General features: G+C 67.1%; 19 protein-coding genes and 1 pseudogene. 10 read left to right on the top strand and 10 right to left on the bottom strand.

Annotated elements, in window-relative coordinates:
- Positions 1-259: 259 nt before the first annotated feature.
- Positions 260-1,078 carry a hypothetical protein gene (locus VFV09_09880; GenBank protein HEU4868026.1) on the bottom strand — a complete coding sequence of 273 codons (819 nt, stop codon included), beginning with the start codon at positions 1,076-1,078 and terminating at the stop codon, positions 260-262.
- Between the two features lie 10 nt (positions 1,079-1,088).
- Positions 1,089-2,471, bottom strand: coding sequence for a hypothetical protein (locus VFV09_09875; protein HEU4868025.1), 1,383 nt, complete (start codon positions 2,469-2,471; stop codon positions 1,089-1,091).
- Positions 2,472-2,663: 192 nt separating this feature from the next.
- On the opposite strand from VFV09_09875, the gene VFV09_09870 reads away from it, so the two are divergent.
- On the top strand, positions 2,664-3,662 hold the full coding sequence (locus tag VFV09_09870; GenBank protein HEU4868024.1) for a hypothetical protein: 999 nt from the start codon (positions 2,664-2,666) through the stop codon (positions 3,660-3,662).
- A gap of 81 nt (positions 3,663-3,743) precedes the next feature.
- Positions 3,744-4,214 carry a J domain-containing protein gene (locus tag VFV09_09865; GenBank protein HEU4868023.1) on the top strand — a complete coding sequence of 157 codons (471 nt, stop codon included), beginning with the start codon at positions 3,744-3,746 and terminating at the stop codon, positions 4,212-4,214.
- Position 4,215: 1 nt separating this feature from the next.
- Here the strand turns inward: VFV09_09865 and VFV09_09860 are convergent, their stop codons facing one another.
- The 5 genes and pseudogenes from VFV09_09860 to VFV09_09840 all read right to left on the bottom strand — a co-directional run bounded on the left by VFV09_09860 (position 4,216) and on the right by VFV09_09840 (position 8,161).
- Positions 4,216-5,046 carry an ABC transporter permease gene (locus tag VFV09_09860; GenBank protein HEU4868022.1) on the bottom strand — a complete coding sequence of 277 codons (831 nt, stop codon included), beginning with the start codon at positions 5,044-5,046 and terminating at the stop codon, positions 4,216-4,218.
- The gene (locus VFV09_09855) at positions 5,046-5,996 is read right to left on the bottom strand and encodes an ATP-binding cassette domain-containing protein (GenBank protein HEU4868021.1); all 951 of its coding nucleotides are present in this window, start codon (positions 5,994-5,996) and stop codon (positions 5,046-5,048) included. The genes VFV09_09860 and VFV09_09855 overlap by 1 nt, the downstream gene beginning before the upstream one ends.
- A gap of 22 nt (positions 5,997-6,018) precedes the next feature.
- Entirely contained in the window at positions 6,019-6,822 is an 804-nt protein-coding gene (locus VFV09_09850; GenBank protein HEU4868020.1) for a family 1 encapsulin nanocompartment shell protein, read from the bottom strand.
- An 80-nt stretch (positions 6,823-6,902) separates the two neighbouring features.
- Positions 6,903-7,205 (bottom strand): annotated as a pseudogene (locus tag VFV09_09845) (hypothetical protein).
- Positions 7,206-7,318: 113 nt separating this feature from the next.
- Complete coding sequence (locus VFV09_09840) at positions 7,319-8,161, bottom strand: neutral zinc metallopeptidase (protein ID HEU4868019.1); 843 nt, start codon at positions 8,159-8,161, stop codon at positions 7,319-7,321.
- Between the two features lie 41 nt (positions 8,162-8,202).
- Between VFV09_09840 and VFV09_09835 the strand changes: the two genes are divergently transcribed.
- Genes VFV09_09835 through VFV09_09825 form a run of 3 tightly spaced genes read left to right on the top strand, consistent with a single transcriptional unit; the run spans position 8,203 to position 10,169 of the window.
- Positions 8,203-8,586, top strand: a complete 384-nt coding sequence (locus VFV09_09835) for a globin (GenBank protein HEU4868018.1) — start codon at positions 8,203-8,205, stop codon at positions 8,584-8,586.
- Between the two features lie 40 nt (positions 8,587-8,626).
- Positions 8,627-8,848: a hypothetical protein gene (locus VFV09_09830; GenBank protein ID HEU4868017.1), complete on the top strand. Its 222-nt coding sequence runs from the start codon at positions 8,627-8,629 to the stop codon at positions 8,846-8,848.
- Between the two features lies 1 nt (position 8,849).
- Complete coding sequence (locus VFV09_09825; GenBank protein HEU4868016.1) at positions 8,850-10,169, top strand: hypothetical protein; 1,320 nt, start codon at positions 8,850-8,852, stop codon at positions 10,167-10,169.
- Here the strand turns inward: VFV09_09825 and VFV09_09820 are convergent.
- On the bottom strand, positions 10,166-10,600 hold the full coding sequence (locus VFV09_09820) for a hypothetical protein (GenBank protein ID HEU4868015.1): 435 nt from the start codon (positions 10,598-10,600) through the stop codon (positions 10,166-10,168). The genes VFV09_09825 and VFV09_09820 overlap by 4 nt on opposite strands.
- A gap of 99 nt (positions 10,601-10,699) precedes the next feature.
- On the opposite strand from VFV09_09820, the gene VFV09_09815 reads away from it, so the two are divergent.
- A complete protein-coding gene (locus tag VFV09_09815) occupies positions 10,700-11,461 on the top strand; it encodes a phosphatase PAP2 family protein (protein HEU4868014.1) in 762 nt (253 codons plus the stop codon).
- 10 nt (positions 11,462-11,471) lie between these two features.
- Here the strand turns inward: VFV09_09815 and VFV09_09810 are convergent, their stop codons facing one another.
- The gene (locus VFV09_09810) at positions 11,472-12,029 is read right to left on the bottom strand and encodes an exonuclease SbcC (protein ID HEU4868013.1); all 558 of its coding nucleotides are present in this window, start codon (positions 12,027-12,029) and stop codon (positions 11,472-11,474) included.
- Positions 12,030-12,110: 81 nt separating this feature from the next.
- On the opposite strand from VFV09_09810, the gene VFV09_09805 reads away from it, so the two are divergent.
- Complete coding sequence (locus VFV09_09805) at positions 12,111-12,494, top strand: STAS domain-containing protein (protein ID HEU4868012.1); 384 nt, start codon at positions 12,111-12,113, stop codon at positions 12,492-12,494.
- Here the strand turns inward: VFV09_09805 and VFV09_09800 are convergent.
- Positions 12,491-13,147 carry a cyclase family protein gene (locus tag VFV09_09800; protein ID HEU4868011.1) on the bottom strand — a complete coding sequence of 219 codons (657 nt, stop codon included), beginning with the start codon at positions 13,145-13,147 and terminating at the stop codon, positions 12,491-12,493. The two genes, VFV09_09805 and VFV09_09800, sit on opposite strands and share 4 nt — an antisense overlap.
- 77 nt (positions 13,148-13,224) lie before the next feature.
- Between VFV09_09800 and VFV09_09795 the strand changes: the two genes are divergently transcribed.
- The 3 genes from VFV09_09795 to VFV09_09785 form a co-directional block, all read left to right on the top strand.
- The gene (locus VFV09_09795; protein HEU4868010.1) at positions 13,225-14,568 is read left to right on the top strand and encodes a nodulation protein NfeD; all 1,344 of its coding nucleotides are present in this window, start codon (positions 13,225-13,227) and stop codon (positions 14,566-14,568) included.
- Positions 14,568-15,473, top strand: coding sequence for an SPFH domain-containing protein (locus VFV09_09790; protein ID HEU4868009.1), 906 nt, complete (start codon positions 14,568-14,570; stop codon positions 15,471-15,473). The genes VFV09_09795 and VFV09_09790 overlap by 1 nt, the downstream gene beginning before the upstream one ends.
- A gap of 66 nt (positions 15,474-15,539) precedes the next feature.
- On the top strand, positions 15,540-16,268 hold a 729-nt coding region (locus tag VFV09_09785; GenBank protein ID HEU4868008.1), incomplete at its 3' end, for a MerR family transcriptional regulator.

Genomic DNA, 16,268 nt, shown 5'->3' with positions numbered 1-16,268 from the left:
GAGGCGTTCAACAGCGACTCGTCGCTGTACGGGGGCGGCGACATAGGCAACTTCTCGACCTCAATTCCCGTGAGCCACGGGAGAATCGAGCTCCGGCTGCCCGCCAACGGGCTGGTGGTGCTGCAGCGGTTGCCCGACTAGAAGAGATCCCGAGCCGCTCAGGTCGACGCTCGGGTTCTCGCCCTCCAAGGGGCCGCCCGAAGGCGCCCTGGAGGTTGTGCGCCACTTCGGGCCGATCTACCACCGTAAGCCGTGAGCGCTAACTCGGATTGGGGCTCTCAACCCCGCTCACTCCGCCGACCCGCCCCTCGCCCGCCCGAGGCAGCAGGTCGGTCAGGGGGGTCGGGTCGACCCGGAGGTCCCCGCTGTAGGGGTGGTCCATGGCGAAGATCAGGAACAGGGTGATGGAGATCACTGCGCCGGTGGCCCCGAGCGCCAGGTTGCTCCCCTTCCACGAGCCGTGGGGCAGCAGGTAGCTGAGGATCAGCACCATCCCGCCGCCAACCAGCAGCAGAAGCCACATCACCGCCGGGACGGAGGCTCTCGCGCCGAGAAGCCGGCTCCGGCGCGCGGCTCCCAACTCGTTGAGGCGGGTGACCATCTCGGCGTGGAACGTCTGTTGTTTGGGGGTACTCGGCTCTACCCGGTACACGGCGTCCCAGATTCGCTCGTAAGAGGTGTTGCTCGCCGGGTCGGCATCCTTCCCCTGGGCCATCCGGTCCCACTCCCGGGTAGAGGTGACCTCGATGTAGTCGTGAACCGCCGTCCGTATCGCCACCTCGTCGGTTGGAGCCAGGGCCTGGGCGTCCCGCAGGATGTTGCTGAGCCGGGTAGCCTCGGTCTCCACCCGGGCCCCGGCGTCGGTCAGCTGCTGCCAGACAATGACCACCACGAAAGCCAGCAGGACGGTGTAGATGGTGGACACGGTGGCGTGGAGGGCGGTCACCGCCCCGTCGTCCTCGGGCTGAAAGTCCCTCTTTCGAAGCCAGCCCGCAACGACAACCGTGAACACCACTGAAGGGACGATCGTGAGCAGACCGAGAAGCCAGGTCGGCAGGGAGAGCAGCTTCAAAACCATTTTTCTTTCCTCACGCAGTTTGGGTTGAAGAAGAGGCGGAACGGCGGAAGAACGCCCAGATTCCGATGGAAAGGGCAACGAAGATCACAAACGGCACGACCGCAGAGCCTATTGCGCTGGGCGGAGCGTTGCGGGCCGCCGGAAGGATAACCAGCAGCAGGAACGCCAGGACCGCCACCGAATAGACGGCGGCCCACAGGCCCCGGCTGAAGCGGAACACCGTGTGGCCGTCGAGAAACCTGACCGGGATCAGTGAGAACACCAGGCGGTTCAGGGCCACGACCGTAACGCCCGCCAGGATGTCGGTCCAGGGTGAGGCGGCAACCACCGCTCTCAGGGCCCAGCAGATCAGGCCGAACACCAGAAGGGCGGTACACGAAACCACCGTCTGCAGGGCCGGTCCGCGGGTGCCGGTGTCGTGTTTGCCTTCCAGCCGCGATCCGGCCAGGTGGCCGTAGAGGTAGGCGGGCTGCAGCTGGCCGATGGTCGAGACGGCGACGAAGAACGCCACCACGGGCAGCCCGGCGGGGTAGGTCCGAAAAACCCGCCGGGGCATGCCCAGCCGGTCGTTGGCCACCGCAGCCGCGACCTCGTAGACCAGGGTCGTCAGAAGGAACCCCAAGCCGACCGCCAGCGCGACGGTGAGGGCGGAAGCCACCGACCAGTCCCCGTTCAGCTTCTGGATCGCCGCCAGGCAGCCGGCCACCGCAGAGCTGGCAACCAGGGCCAGTACCTGGCGGCTCAGCTCCGGCGAATTCGAAGATCCCCTAGCCGGGAGCAGACGGCGGATGCGGTCGTAGTTTTCCCTCAGCGTTTTGTTGAACAGCTCGGCGGGGAACCCGATGAGGATGAGCCCGAACACGCTCACCGCGGCCGCTGCCGCAACCGTGCCGGGCGACAGGTCGACCTCCGCCGGCCGGGGAAGGACCAAGGACTGGCGCACGGATCCGTCCATGCCCGAGTTTTCTGCGCTTGGCTTCGGTTCTCCGGAGCCTGCGGGAGCGGGAGCGGGAGCCGGACCGGTGGGCTGCACCGGGCCCACGAACCCCGGGCCCTCGGGCGGCGGCGCCGGCGGAATCGGGGGTTGGATGGCCGGTTGCGAGGGTAGCTCGGCGGCCGGTGTGACAGGGGGGCTCTCGGCAAAGGGGTTCGCCGCCGGGTCCGGCGGCACTTCGGGTGGCAGAGAGGGCTGCACCGGCTGAACCGTCGCAGGCTGCGGCGGGCAGAGCAGGGTGGTCAGGTCGCAGATCAGCTGCACGACGGGGTCCAGAAGGCTCGACTCGGCCCCCGGCTCCTGCGCGCCTGCAGGGGAAGCTCCGGCGAGTACCGCGCATAGCAGCAGGGCAAGGGTCCAAACCCGCAGCCCGGTCCGCCCGGAGGGATGCGATCCCACGATTAACTCCTTGGCGTCCTTACGTTCCGGGCAGCTCGACAAACTGCGCTACGGGGAGCAATTGAGACACAACCGGCCGAACGATGCAAGGGTTCGCCCCGGCGGGACCGGGGCTTGCCGGCGACCCATTGCCCCCGGTCGGGCGCTTGGATAATGTTGTCCTCCACGCAGAGCGAAGCTCGGGGGAAAGCCATGTCAATCATCACCCGCGAACCCGACGTATCCAAGCCGCCCGCCCCCTCCTCCAGAGGAAAGGCAGCCCGCAGACGCCCGCGGCTCGGGCTCGAGGAGCAGATGCTTAAGGGGTGTGAGGCTATGGCCCGGTACGCCCTCGGCTCCGGCAAGACGGTGCCCGCCCAGCTGATCGAGAACCTTCACCTGTTGAGCCAGAATCGCGGCGACTTGCCCGAGCCGCCGGATGGCCGCCGCTCTTCTGTGAACCTGCTGGCCAGGACCCACCACCAGCTCAGCCAGATCGTCGCCCCGGCCACCCCTCGTACTCTCCTTCTGCTGGAGGAGGACAAGGAGGACGCCAGCGCGTGGCGGTTCCTCGGACCGATTCGCATAATCCGGCGCCTCATGGGTGTCGGGTTCCTCTGCCTCGTGATCTTTCTCTTCACGACGCTTTCGCCGCTGGTGACCGGGCAGGTCGACTTCGTCAACAGCTCCGGTTCGTCCCTGCTCCTGAACGAGCTTCTCCTGCTGTCGGCCGCCGGCATCGGGGCCGCCTTTGCCGCCCTGTTCAAGGTGAACGGATTCGTTGCGGACGGCACCTACGACCCGAGATACGACTCCTCCTACTGGGCCCGCTTCGGGCTCGGGGTGCTTGCCGGCATGGTCCTCGGCGTCCTGATCCCCATGGACCAGTCCAACCACGAGCTGGGCCGGCCACTCCTGGCGCTGCTCGGCGGCTTCTCGGCATCGGTGGTCTACCGGCTTCTCGCCCGGCTGGTCGAGACCCTCGAATCCCTGGTTCAGGGAGAAACCCGGGATGTCATCGCCCAGCAGCGGGCGGCCGCGGACATGAAGGCGTCCCAGCTGGTGGCGGCGCACCGGGTGCAGATGGCGGCCGACCTGGTGAAGGTGCGGGAGCAGCTTCAGCAGGGCGGCGACACCCAGGTGCTGCAGGACCAGCTGAGTGCGATCCTGTCGGAGCTTCTTTCGGACGAACAGGCCCCCGGCGCCGATTAGCACAAGATTCGTGCTCCCCTAAAATTGAAGCTCGAAAGGGTCGGACTACGGATCGGGCCGGGCAATGAAGCGCACAGCCGTTTGACCTCCACGCACTACGAACGCCTCGGCGTTCCTCCCGACTCCACCACCGAGCAGATTCGGCTTGCCTACCTGCACAAGGCCCGGGAGAACCACCCGGACAAAACCGCCGGCGCCGAGCCCGCCCGCCTGCGGGAGCGGCAGACCGCAATGGTGGCGATCAACGCGGCGTGGTTCGTCCTTGGAGATGCCGGCCGGCGCAAGGCCTATGACGACGCTTTGCAGGCGGAGGCCGACAGACGGGAGTGGGAGCGCCAGGAGCGGGAGTGGGACGAGGAGGCCGAGGAGCCGTACGACTGGTCCAGGGAGCCCAACGTCCTCCCGCCGGAGTACGGCCGGCACGGCAACCCGGCTGCAGCCATCGCACGGCTATACACAATCGTGATGTTCGCGGTGTTCGTCCTTCTTGCCATCGCGTTCGCCTACGCAGTGGTCCGGTCGGGGTCGGTCGGGGTAGCAGAGGTTCCCTAGTTCAGTCGACCCGCAGCCCGGTGTGCCGGCGGAACTCGAAGGTGGCGACGCCCAGGCAGGCCGCGGCGAAGACCCCCAGTATCGTCATAGCGCCGGCCACACCGGGCGCCCAGCCGTCGAGGATCAGGATCCGGATGGCGTCGACCGCGTAGCTCAGCGGGTTCAGCCGGGCGAAGACCGCCATCCAGCCCGGCATGGCGTCGATAGGAACGAAGGCGTTGCTCATGAAGACCAGCGGCAGCGTGACGAAGCCGGTGATGGCGAAGAACGTGCCGTGGGTGGGGACCCGGAAGGCGAGGGCGGTGAACACCGCGCTGAACGCCATGCTGAGCAGGCCGGCGACGACCAGGATCACGATGGCGCCGCCCACCCCGGCTGCGATGTCGACCGAGGTAGCCGTCGCCACGACAAAAACCAGCAGGACCTGCGCGGTCCCCAGCCCGAACTGGAAAAGGAACCGGCTGACTATCAGCGAGCTGCGGGCCATCGGCATGCTGAGCAGTTTGTCCAGGTAGCCGGTCTCCTTGTCCCACAGCAGCGGCATGGCGCCGGTCATGGCGTTGGTCACCACCGTGAAGGCGATGATCCCGGCCAGCATGAACCCGACGTAGTTGGTGGTGCCGATCACATCGGTGTCGACCGCCCGCCCCATGGCGCCCCCGAAGAAGATCAGCCAAAACGCCGGCTGGGTGAGGCTGAAGACCAGGTTCAGCCGGTCACGGATGAGCTGCAGGTACCAGCGGCGGGAGAGCGACGCCACCTCCTGGACCCACTCCCTCCGGGCGTCGGAGCGACGGCGGACCGCCAGTTCGGGTGCGGCCACGTCCACCATCAGGCCACCTTGTCCCGGATCTGGGTCCCGGTGTGCATCAGGAAGACGTCGTCCAGCGTCGGCTGGGTGTAGGTGACCCGGTCCAGCTTTATGCGCTTGCTGTAAGCGATCCGCATCGCCTCGGGCAGGGCCAGGGCGGCGTCGTCGACGTAGACGTGGATGAGGCCGCCCTCGGCTGTGGCGATCCGGTTGACCCACGGTTCGCCGGCGATCGCCTCCTCCAAGCCCGCCGGGTCACCCGACGAAAGCTGCAGGACGTCGCCCCCGACCGCCCGCTTCAGCTCGGCCGGCGATCCGGTGACCACGGCCTTGCCCCGGTCGATGATCGTCAGCCGGTGGCAGAGGCGGTCGGCCTCGTCCAGGTAGTTCGTGGCGATCAGCACCGTCACGCCCTTGGTGCCGAGCTCCTTGACGTGCTCCCAGATGCGGTGGCGGGACTGGACGTCGAGGCCGAGGGTCGGCTCGTCCAGCACCAACAGGTCGGGCCGGTGCAGCAGGCCGCACGCCAGGTCGAGCCTCTTATGCATGCCCCCCGAGAACTCCTCGATGCTCTGGTCGGCGTTTTCGAGCAGGCCGACCAGGTCGAGCGCCTCCTCGGCGGCCGCCTTCACCCGCCGGGGCGGGACGTGGTGCAGGCCGGCCTCGATCTCGACCAGCTCCCGGGCCTTCAGCTGCCGGTTCACCTGCCAGGGGATCGACTGCATGACGTAGCCCAGCCGCCGGCGGACCTCCCGCGGCCGGGTCCCCACGTCGAACCCGCACACCTTGGCAGTCCCGGACGTGGGGACCAGCAAGGTGGTGAGCATACGAATTGTGGTGGTTTTGCCCGCGCCGTTGGGGCCGAGCAGGCCGTAGATCTCCCCGGCCTCGACGCTCAGATCCAGATTGTCGACGGCGACGTGGTCGCCGAACGAACGGGTAAGGCCCTCGGTGACGACACTGGCTGCCATGACGGCCAGTATCGCGCCGGGATTAGCCGACGAGTGCTACCGCAGCCTCCGCCGTGACCACCCGGAAGGCAAAGCTCTCCTGGAAGTAGAGGTGGACGAACTCGGCGTCGTCGTGGTCGTAGCCGATTGCGAAGTCGAGCCCCGACGAGAACTGGAAGTCGCCTCCCCGCATGCTGAGCACCACCGCCCCCGAGACCCCGGGCGCCCACACGATCGGCCCGCCCAGGATCCGGCGGAGGTGGTCGAAGACCGGGTAGCCCCCGTGCTGGGTGCTCTCGACGACCCCGGTGTAGGCCTCGGGCCCCAACGCCAGGCCGTAGGGGCCCCCGATTCCGTCCTGCCGGAGCCTCTCGACCGCCCGCGCGACGTCGCTGGGGTAGCTCTCGAAGTCGGCGCTCAGCCCGACCGCCGGGTGAGGCGACTGCTCGATGATCCCCTCGATCGACGCCTCCGGGTACCCGTGGAACACCGCGACGTTCTCGGCGTGGGCAATACGGCGTGCGGCGTCGGTCAGCGGAGCCAGGTCGATTTCATCGGCTCCCCGGTCGACATCGGCAAGCTCGGCTTTCGAAAGCGTAAAGTCGGTGCGCAACTCCACCAGCGGCAGGACCCGGCGGGACTGCGCCGAGACGCCGGTCCCCGGGGCGGTCGGTACGGGTTTGGTCCGGCCGAGGTTGACCGCCGAGTGCTCCCAGCCGTGGGGGCCGGTGAAATCCACCAGCTGGCGTGCGGCCAGGGCTACCTTGAGCTGCTGGGTGGCCTCCTCGTCGATCAGGTTCCAGCCGGCCGTCGTAATGGGGGCCAGGGGTCGAAGCAGGTGATTCATCAATTGCTCCCTTCACGAAGGCTGCCTATGCCCAGGGTGCCGGGTGCCGGCGCCTCGGGCTCGTCGGCGTCGCCGGCGGTCTCTTCCGCCTCGCCGCCCAGAGCGACTATGTCGCCCTCGGTGAAAAGGGTTTTTTGAGCGATCTCCCGCCACAGCGGCGTTCGGCGCAGGAGAAACTCGAGGTCCATCGAGAAGTGCTTGAACTCCTCCTTCTGGGCGTCGGCCATGATCGCCCGGGCCTGGGCGTCCGGCTCGACCGAGATCCGCTGCTGGTACCAGCCGATGGCCTCGACCTCCTCGATGAGCGAGGTCGCCATCCGGGCGAAGGTACGGGTCTCCGCCGACAGCTCCTCCGGCGGCTCGTGGTACTGATCGAAACCCATTAAGGTTCCTTCCTGTCGGGGCGAACAAGGTTAGGCAGGACGCAACAAACAGGCAGCCCCGCCTGGGTCGTAGTTACCAGTTAACCCAGGTGCCTAAACTCCGCCGCCGGGTGTCAGACAGTCCTGGCGGAGAAGGTGTCGCACGCCCCGACGCTGCCCGCCTCGAAGCCCCGCGAGAACCACTCCTGGCGCTGCGCTGCCGACCCGTGCGTGAACTTCTCCGGGCTCACCTGGCCCTGAACCTGCTGCTGGATCCGGTCGTCGCCCACCGCCGCCGCGGCGTCCAGGCCGTCCCGGATGTCGGCGTCGGTCAGCTCCTCGATGAATCCGGTCTCCAGGGCATCGCCCGCCCACAACCCGGCCAGGCAGTCGGCCATCAGCTCGACCCGTACCGCTCCGCTCTGGGGACCGGTCTGGCCGTCACGGCCGCGCTCGAGAAACCCGAGCAGGTTCTCCACGTGGTGTCCGTACTCGTGGGCAATGACGTACGCCTCGGCAAACGGTCCGCCCTGGGCGCCGAACTTGGTTCGAAGGTCGTCGTAGAAACCTAGATCGATGTAGATCTGCCGGTCGAGCGGGCAGTAGAACGGGCCGACGTCCGAGCTGGCAAACCCGCAGCCGGTCTGCACGCCGCCGTCGAAGAACACCGTCTTGGCGGGCTGGTAGGTGTCCAGGTTGTTGCTCCAGAACTCCTGCAGGCTGTTGACCACGCCGACGATCCGGCAGTCGTCCTGCTGGTTGGCGTCTTCGCCGGTCTGGCACTCGGCGGAGAGGTCGTTGCTGAGATCCCCGACCCCCTCAGCCGGCAGTCCTCCTCCGTTGCCCAGGAGCTGGACGATCAAAAAGATCAGTCCGATGATTCCCCCGCCGCCCACGGCGATCCCTCCGCCGGTTCCCATCCCGCGGCGGTCGGACACCTGTGACGTGTCCAGCCTCGCACCCTGTCGAAATCGCACCCGAACTCCCTTCCTCAGTCAGACGCCATACTATTTTTCTAATGACCACTCTTTACGAACGAGCCGGCGGCCGCCCATTCTTCGAGGCGCTGGTCGACCGGTTTTACGACGGCGTGGCCGAGGACCCGGTCCTTCGTCCCCTCTACCCGCCCAACCTGAAGCCGCCGCGGGAACACCTGACCAAGTTCCTGATCCAGTACTGGGGCGGCCCCACCGACTACTCCGACGAGCGAGGACACCCGCGACTCAGGATGCGCCACGTGAACTTCGCCATCGGGTGGGCGGAGCGGGACGCCTGGTTTCGCCACATGGAGGCCGCGGTCAGATCGAGCGACCTTTCTCCGGAGGACCAGGAGCAGATGATGGATTACTTCAACACCTCCGCTACCTTCCTCATCAACCGCCCGGACCAGCCCATCTCTTAAGCGGCATATACCCCGGCTCAACCGGATCTATCATTTAGGGATGGGCGCATTGCGCAAGACCCTGCACGTGACGGTCCTCGGGCTGGCGATGCTCTTCTCCGTCGTCCTCGGAGCCGTCTTCCCGGTTCCCCCTTTGATGGTGCTCGCCCGGCGGCGCCGCACCGACCCGATCGAGCTCGTCCTCCCGGCTGCCGCCGGCGCCGGCCTCGACCTCGAGACAACCGAGGTACCCGCAGCGCTGCTGGACACCTTCCGGCGCTGACGTGGCCGACGATCTACCGCTCCGGGTAAATCCGGGGAACGCTCCGGCGACCCTTCCCAAGCGCCACCTGCCCAAGCTCACCAACGCCGACCTCAGCTCGGCGGCCCTCTCGGCACGGGCCTTCCGGGTAGCTCCCCCCGAGCCGGTCAGACCCCGCATCGTCTCGTCGGCCCATGGATCGATCGACCACGTGCTGCTCACCTACCCCCGCTACGTCCAGGGCGAGTTGAGCTACGAGCGGGTCTACGCCGACCTGCTGGCCAAGCTGCCCAAGCGGACCGAGGTCACGATCTTCGTCCACCCCCAGGTCGAGGAGGACCTGCGCCGGGTGGTCGAACGGACCCGGGAGGGGGCCACCACCAACCTGGTCGTCTCGCCGGACTTTTTGAACTTCACCGTCTGGGCGGAGGACCCGTACGTCGTGATCCAGGACACCGACCCGGTGAGCACCGCCACCTACCTGGTGGAACCCCTGACCTTCAATCGATCCGGGGACGCCTTGATCGCCGAGCGGATCGCCCAGGCCAGCCCGTTCCAGAGCACCCAGTCGCCGCTCTACTTCCAGGGCGGCAACGTGCTGATCGGAGACGACTTCGTGATGCTGGGCATCGACTACCTCTACAACACGCTGGAGACCTTCCGGACGACCGGCGCGGTGTCGATCCCGGCCGGCGTCGAGCCGTTCGACTTCGTGACAAGACTCTTCGACCGCACCTTCGGCGAGGACCGGGAGATGTTCTTCCCCGGCACCCGCCTGCCGGTTCCGCAACAGCTTCAGGCGCCGATCCGGGTTGGGGGGCAGCCCTGGACCGAAGTCCGCTACATGGGGACCGGCGACCGCCAGCCGATCTTTCACATCGACATGTTCCTCTCGCTGGCCGGCCGGGCGCCCGACGGCAGATACCGGGTGCTGGTGGGCTCCCCCGGCGAGGCCGACCGGGTCCTCGGCCGCCCTCCCTCCCTCTACGCCATGCACGAGGTTTTCGACGACATCGCCTCCCGCCTGGCGGCCGAGGGGTTCGACGTGATCCGCAACCCGCTGCCCATCACCTACGTCGACTACCCCGACGAGCGGGTCCGGGAGTGGTACTTCGCCACATCGAACAACTGCCTGGTGGAGATCGACGGGGACTCGAAGCAGGTCTGGCTCCCGACCTACGGCCACGGCCCTTGGGAGGACCTGGCCGCCACGGACGACGCCAACCGGCAGATCTGGGAGGAGCTCGGGTTCGAGGTTCACCTGCTGGGCGACTTCAACGTCTTCACGCAGAACCTGGGGGCGGTTCACTGCATCAAAAAGTACCTGCAGCGGGGCAGTTAGCCCTCTTCGGGGGCCGGCTGCTTGAGGAACCCCCGGGCGGCCCGCCGGATGGTGTCGACGATTACAGGCAGCTCCAGGTAGTCGATGAAAATTGCGATCCATGCCAGTACGGGGACCAGCGTCCCGCGGTCGAGGACGAACTCGTCGGTGATCCAGAAGATGTGAAACAGCTGGACGTTGACCAAAAAGAGCATCTTCCAGTTCCTGGTCCTGATATAGAGGATCGAGGTGGCAACGATCGCCGGCAGCTCCAGGTAGTCGGCGAGCGCCAGCGGAGCCTCGGGAGGGCTCCAGATGGGGGACGAGCCCAACTGGATGGGGATCACGTAGGTGGTCATCCAGATGAGGTGAACGATCTGGGTGAAGAACAGGACGGCGGAGAGTCTTTCGAGCCAGAGATCTTTCGAGGTTGGCGGACCTTCCGTTTCCATCGTGCGACTAGCGTACCCGTACCGCTCGGACCACCCCGTTAGGTGAACCGCGTGCCCGGGGTTTACCTGGGGTCACTCGCGGGCAAGGATCTGCTGTCTATGGACATTCTTTTGCCCCACTTCATCCGGCGCCGCCTGGACCCGGACTCCAGCTACGGACTTAGGCTGACCGTGCTCCTGGTTGCGGTCTGCCTGTTCGCGGTGCCTTTCTCGATGCTGCTTATCGAGATCACCAGCGACGACGACGTAGTCGAGTTCGACCTGGCGGCAGCCGAGCAAGCGTTTGAGATGAAGCAACGGGTCCCGTGGGTCACCGAGGTGCTCGACGCCATCAGCCTGCTCGGCCACCCGGTCTGGTTCTGGGTGCTGATCGGATCCGTGGCGGTCTACCTCTGGCTCCACCACCGCCGTCGCCTTGTCGCCTTCCTGCTGACCTCGACCCTGGGCGGCTCGATCATCAACACCGCGGTCAAGATCGCGGTAAACCGGCCCCGCCCGACCTACGCCGACCCGGCCGCGATGACCTTCCAGGAGGGCAAGAGTTTCCCCTCGGGCCACGCCATGAGCTCGACCATCGCCTACGGCGCGCTTCTACTGATCTTCCTTCCCTTGATCCCTCGCCGGTACCGGAAGTGGGCGGTGGGCGGCTACGTGTTTCTCGAGGCGATCATCGGCCTCAGCCGGCTGGGCCTCGGGGTCCACTACATCAGCGACGTCGCCGGGGGGTACCTGCTGGGCCTGGCCTGGCTGACCGCCTCCACTGCCGCTTTCAGCATCTGGAGGATCGAGCGGGGACGCCGCCCGGTGGAGCCGATGTCGGGTGTCGAGCCCGAGGCGAAGGCGGATCTGCAAGCCACCTGATCACCGGGGGCTAGCGGTCTGGCGCCGCCCGCCGCAGCGCTGCGTCCAGGTCCCGCAACAGCTCTCCCGTGCGGCCGCCTCCCCCTGGCGCGTCTGGGTACCGCATCAGCACCCTCACCACGGTGGGGCCGGCCAGAGTACGTGCCCTCTCGATGTAGGAGCGTCCGGCGTTTGGGTCGTCGCCGGCGTCCAGCTCGAACGCCCTCGCAGCGTGCGCGGCCGATCCGAGGATGTGCAGGACCTGGGTGGCTTTGGCCAGCGGGTGCAGGTATGCAGACGCTGCCGCGTGACCGGCGGCACGCGCCGCGTCGGCTGCCGCCTCCCTTCCCATTGCTTGAGCGGCCTTTGCCGCCCGGTGCGCGTCCAGCGCGGTCACCCGCAGCGCCTTCGTCCGCTTGCCCCCGGCGGCGAACTTTCGGGCCTCGTCGAGGGCGGCCCGTGGGCGAGGATCTTCCGTACAGCTGCGTTCAAAGATCGCCAGGGCCGGCTCCGCGCAGTCCAGAGAGTAGCGCGCCACCTCGCGCAGCTCGGCCAGGGTGAGCTCTGTCGTCGGATTCTCGCCGGCCATAAATTCATCCTTGCACGCGGCTGCAGGGCCACCTTTTCCCGCACTTTTAAAACCTCGCCAGCGGGGTAGCTCTACGGGGCAATGCTGTCGGAAAGTGCAGTTGGAACGGCGCCGGACCTTGCCGAGCAGGACGAAGGCTGGGGAATGCTGCGGGTGGTCGGCTCCGAGGTCGACGGCCGCACGCTCACCGTCCGCCTGGAAGGTGACCTGGACATCTACAGCACCCGGGAGTTCTCGAACCACCTGCTCCAGGCCGAGGCGCGGGCCACCGACATCCTGATCGATCTGTCCCGGCTGAAGTTCATCGACTGCGCCGGGGTTCACCAGCTGGTTGAAGCGCGGCAACGGGCCGCGTGCAGAGGCGGCCGCCTGAGGCTCGTCAAGGGGCCGCAGCGGGTCCACCGGGTGTTTGCACTGACCGGCTTGGAGTCGGCCTTTGAGTTCGTTACCCCGGAAAAGAGTTAGGAGAGCAGGAGCGCTCTCGCCGGTCCCCCATCGCCGTCCACGATCCGCAGCGGCAGGCAGATGAGCGTGTAGTCACCGGCGGCAACGCCGTCCAGGTTCATCCCTTCGACTATCACCACTCCGGCTCCCAGCAGGGTCATATGGGTTGGATGGCCGGGCGTCCTGCGGTGCTCGACCGAAAGGTAGTCGATCCCCACCAGCCGGATCCCGTGGTCGACGAGCCAGCTGGCGCCGGCTGCGGTGACCGCCACGTAGTCCTCGGTGAACGCCGGGCTTGCCTCGCGCCAGAACTCCGAGTTGCGGGTGTGGAACAAAAGCCTCTCGACGCCTGGCGCGAGGTTCAACGACTCCAGCTCCTCCGGCCCGATGTCGAAGGGGACCGAGGTCAGGTCGGCAACCACCGCAGGGCCGATCAGCGCGTCGAGCGGGATCTGGTCGACGGGGGCGCCCTCCTGGATGAAGTGCAGGGGAGGGTCGATGTGGGTCCCGGTGTGGGTGCCGCAGGTGAGCTTGGAAACGTTGGCCGCCTTGCCCGCCGCGATTCTGCTCGCCGGCTCGATGCTGACGCCCGGGTCGCTTGGCCAGGTCAGCATCTTGGGGTGAATTCCGAGAGATACGTCGATGATTCCGGGGCTGCCGGGCAGGGAGGGCACGGCTCATTCTTACCCGTGTCGCAGTTCCGCACACAGCCGGTTTTTCAGTTGTGGTCCGAGGTGCGAGAATTGAAGCTGTGCGACTGTCAGTAGTAGCCGTGATCGTGGGGCTGATTCTGGTCGTACCCCTGAGCGCCCTCGGCGCCCCCGACGACACGGTCGTCCGGCTCGACCTCGACGGCGTGGTCGACCCCTTCACCGCCTCCTACCTGGAATCCGGCATCGAGTCCGCCGCCTCGTCCGACGCATCGGCGGTCCTGCTGACGATCGACACCCCCGGCGGATCCGACAACTCGATGCGCAAGATAATCCGGGCGATCCTCGACTCCGACATCCCGGTCATCTGTTTCGTCTCCCCCAACGGGGCCCGGGCGGCCTCCGCCGGGACCTTCATCCTCATGAGTTGCCCGGTGGCGGCGATGGCACCCGGCACCAACGTCGGGGCGGCCCACCCGGTCGGGGTCAGCGGTGCGATCGAAAGCGAGAAGGTCACCAACGACGCCGCCGCCTACCTGCGCAGCCTGGCGGAGGATCGGGGCCGGGACGGCGACTGGGCCGAGATGGCCGTCCGGGAGTCGGACAGCATCTCCGCCCAGCAGGCACTGGAGATGAACGTCATCGACCTGATCACGCCGAACGTCTCGACGCTCCTCAGGGAGGTGGACGGCCGGACCGTCAAGGTGGCCGAAGGCAGGGATGCCGAGATCAGCACCGTCGACGCCGAGGTCGACGTCCGGTCCGCCGGGACCGCCTCCCGGATCCTTCAGCCCCTGTTCAGCCCCAACCTGGCGTTCCTGTTCTTCTACGCCGGCCTGGCTCTGGTTGTGGTCGAAATTCTGACCCCCGGCGTCTCGATCCCCGGCGCCCTCGGGGCCCTGTGCCTGGTCATCGCCCTGACCGCCTTCGGCATGCTGCCGGTGTCTTTGTTGGGGCTGGGTCTGCTGGCGGCGTCGGCGGTCTTCTTCCTTCTGGAGTTCCAGTACCCCGGCATCGGGTTCCCTTCGATTGCGGGGGTGATCACCCTGGTCGCGGGCGGGTTCCTGTTGTTCGACCGGTCGGTCCCCGGCGCGGGGGTCTCGGTCGCAGTGATCGCCCCGGTCGCCATCGGGATGGGCCTGTTCTTCGGTTTTGCGGTCAATGCCGCGCTCAAAGCCCGCAAGCTGCCGCCGGGCACGTCGTCGCAGAACATCGTCGGCGCGGTCGGGCACGCAGTCACCGATCTCTCCCCGGAAGGAGTCGTGCAGGTGGCGGCGGAAAGCTGGTCGGCCACGTCCACAGTTCCTCTGGCCAAGGGTCACAAAGTCCGGGTGCTGGCAATCGAGGGGCTGCGCCTGGAGGTCGAGCCTGTCACTCAGGTGATGGAGGATGCGGCCCCGGTGCCGTCGGTTCAAGCTGAGGAAAGCAAAAGAGAGGAAAGTTAATGGGTTCGCTTGTCGGCTTCGGCCTGCTGGTCCTGATCGTTCTGTTCCTGCTGGCGAAAATGATCCGCGTGGTCCCCGAGTACCAGCGGCTGGTCATCTTCCGCCTCGGCCGCAGCATCGGCACGAAAGGCCCCGGCCTGATCATCCTGATCCCCATCGTCGACAAGGCGGTCTCGGTCGACCTGCGTGAGCTCTACCTGGAGATCCCGCACCAGGCGGCGATCACCGAGGACAACGCCACGATCTCCATCGACTTCATAGTCTTCTACAAGGTCGTCAACGCGGTGATGTCGGTGGTCGAGGTCCAGTACTTCGCCGGTGCGGCGCAGAACGTTGCCGCGACAACCCTGCGGTCGGTGGTCGGTGACATGTCGCTGGACGACGTCCTCGCCAAACGGGAGCACATCAACGAGGTCCTGCGCAGCAAGCTCGACGAGATCACCGAGCGCTGGGGCGTGAAGGTCACCAACGTCGAGATCCGCGAGATCATCCCGCCGCCGGCGGTGCAGGAAGCCATGACCCGCCAGATGTCGGCCGAGCGTACCCGCCGTGCCGTGGTAACCGAGGCGGACGGCGCCAAGCAGGCGGACATCACGGTCGCCGAGGGTAACCAGCAGGCTGCAATTCTCAACGCAGAAGGCGCCCGGCAGGCGGCGATCCTCACCGCCGAAGGCCAGCGGCAGGCCGAGATCCTCCGGGCCGAGGGGTTCGCCCTGGCACTGAACACCATCTACGACGTCGCCCGCACCCTGGACCCGAACACCATGAGCCTGCAGTACCTCGAGGCGATTAAGGAGCTGGGGGCCAGCGAGTCGACCAAGTTCGTGCTCCCGATCGAGCTGGTGAACCTGCTGGGCAACGTGTCGACGGCCGCCGGCCAGGCGTTCCGAGGGGACTCCGCTTAACGTCCCGGAGGCTCTTGGAGTAACAGATTCGACTATTGGACCGATCACTCGTAGAGTGGGTACTCCATGAGTGAAACTCCAATGCGCTATCGGGTAGACGAGCTGGCGGCGCGCTGCGGAATCAGCGTCGACACCGTCCGCTTCTACCAGACCAAGGGCCTGCTCCCTCCGCCGGAACGCAAGAGCCGGGTCGCCTGGTACACCACGGAACACCTGGAGCGGCTGCGCAAGATCCGGGACCTGAAGCGCAAGAGCTTCACCCTGAACTCCATCCGCCGGCTGCTGGACGGCGAGCTCGACGCCGCCGACGAAGCGCTGGTCGAGGCCCTCGCCGGGCCGATCCCGGGCGACGAGGACGAGAACGAGGAGTTCCTGACCGTCGAGGAGCTGGCCGACCGGATCGGCGTCTCTCCCTCGCTCATCCACGCCATCGAGCGGGAGCACCTGCTGGTCCCCCGGATGCACGACGGGGTCGCCTGCTACACCTCGGCCGACGCGGCTGCAGCGCAGGCCGGCCTGACGCTTCTGGAAACCGGCCTCCCCTTGTCCGAGCTGCTGGCGCTGGCGCACGAGCACGATCAGTCCGCCCGCCGGACCGCCGAGAAGGCCGTCGCCATGTTCGACGAGTACGTGCGGGGGCCCATCCGTGACTCTGCGTCCTCCGACGAGGAGGCGGCCAAGCAGCTGGTGGAGGCGTTCCGAAAGATGCTGCCCGCCACCGTCGCCCTCGTGGCGCACCACTTCCGCCGGGTGCTGCTGGCCACCGCCCAGGCCCGGATCGAGAAGGTGGGAGCC

The sequence above is a fragment of the Actinomycetota bacterium genome (assembly GCA_035759705.1).
Lineage (GTDB): Bacteria > Actinomycetota > CADDZG01 > JAHWKV01 > JAHWKV01 > JAJCYE01.
Note: the sequence above shows the minus strand (reverse complement) of the source record. Positions and strands in the feature narration are given on the sequence as shown.

Excerpts from the sequence above, each read along its gene's own strand:
- VFV09_09880 (HEU4868026.1), bottom strand. The coding sequence starts at position 1,078 with ATGGTTTTGAAGCTGCTCTCCCTGCCGACCTGGCTTCTCGGTCTGCTC.
- VFV09_09870 (HEU4868024.1), top strand. The coding sequence starts at position 2,664 with ATGTCAATCATCACCCGCGAACCCGACGTATCCAAGCCGCCCGCCCCC.
- VFV09_09860 (HEU4868022.1), bottom strand. The coding sequence starts at position 5,046 with ATGGTGGACGTGGCCGCACCCGAACTGGCGGTCCGCCGTCGCTCCGAC.
- VFV09_09855 (HEU4868021.1), bottom strand. The coding sequence starts at position 5,996 with ATGGCAGCCAGTGTCGTCACCGAGGGCCTTACCCGTTCGTTCGGCGAC.
- VFV09_09850 (HEU4868020.1), bottom strand. The coding sequence starts at position 6,822 with ATGAATCACCTGCTTCGACCCCTGGCCCCCATTACGACGGCCGGCTGG.
- VFV09_09835 (HEU4868018.1), top strand. The coding sequence starts at position 8,203 with ATGACCACTCTTTACGAACGAGCCGGCGGCCGCCCATTCTTCGAGGCG.
- VFV09_09830 (HEU4868017.1), top strand. The coding sequence starts at position 8,627 with ATGGGCGCATTGCGCAAGACCCTGCACGTGACGGTCCTCGGGCTGGCG.
- VFV09_09820 (HEU4868015.1), bottom strand. The coding sequence starts at position 10,600 with ATGGAAACGGAAGGTCCGCCAACCTCGAAAGATCTCTGGCTCGAAAGA.
- VFV09_09815 (HEU4868014.1), top strand. The coding sequence starts at position 10,700 with ATGGACATTCTTTTGCCCCACTTCATCCGGCGCCGCCTGGACCCGGAC.
- VFV09_09810 (HEU4868013.1), bottom strand. The coding sequence starts at position 12,029 with ATGGCCGGCGAGAATCCGACGACAGAGCTCACCCTGGCCGAGCTGCGC.
- VFV09_09805 (HEU4868012.1), top strand. The coding sequence starts at position 12,111 with ATGCTGTCGGAAAGTGCAGTTGGAACGGCGCCGGACCTTGCCGAGCAG.
- VFV09_09790 (HEU4868009.1), top strand. The coding sequence starts at position 14,568 with ATGGGTTCGCTTGTCGGCTTCGGCCTGCTGGTCCTGATCGTTCTGTTC.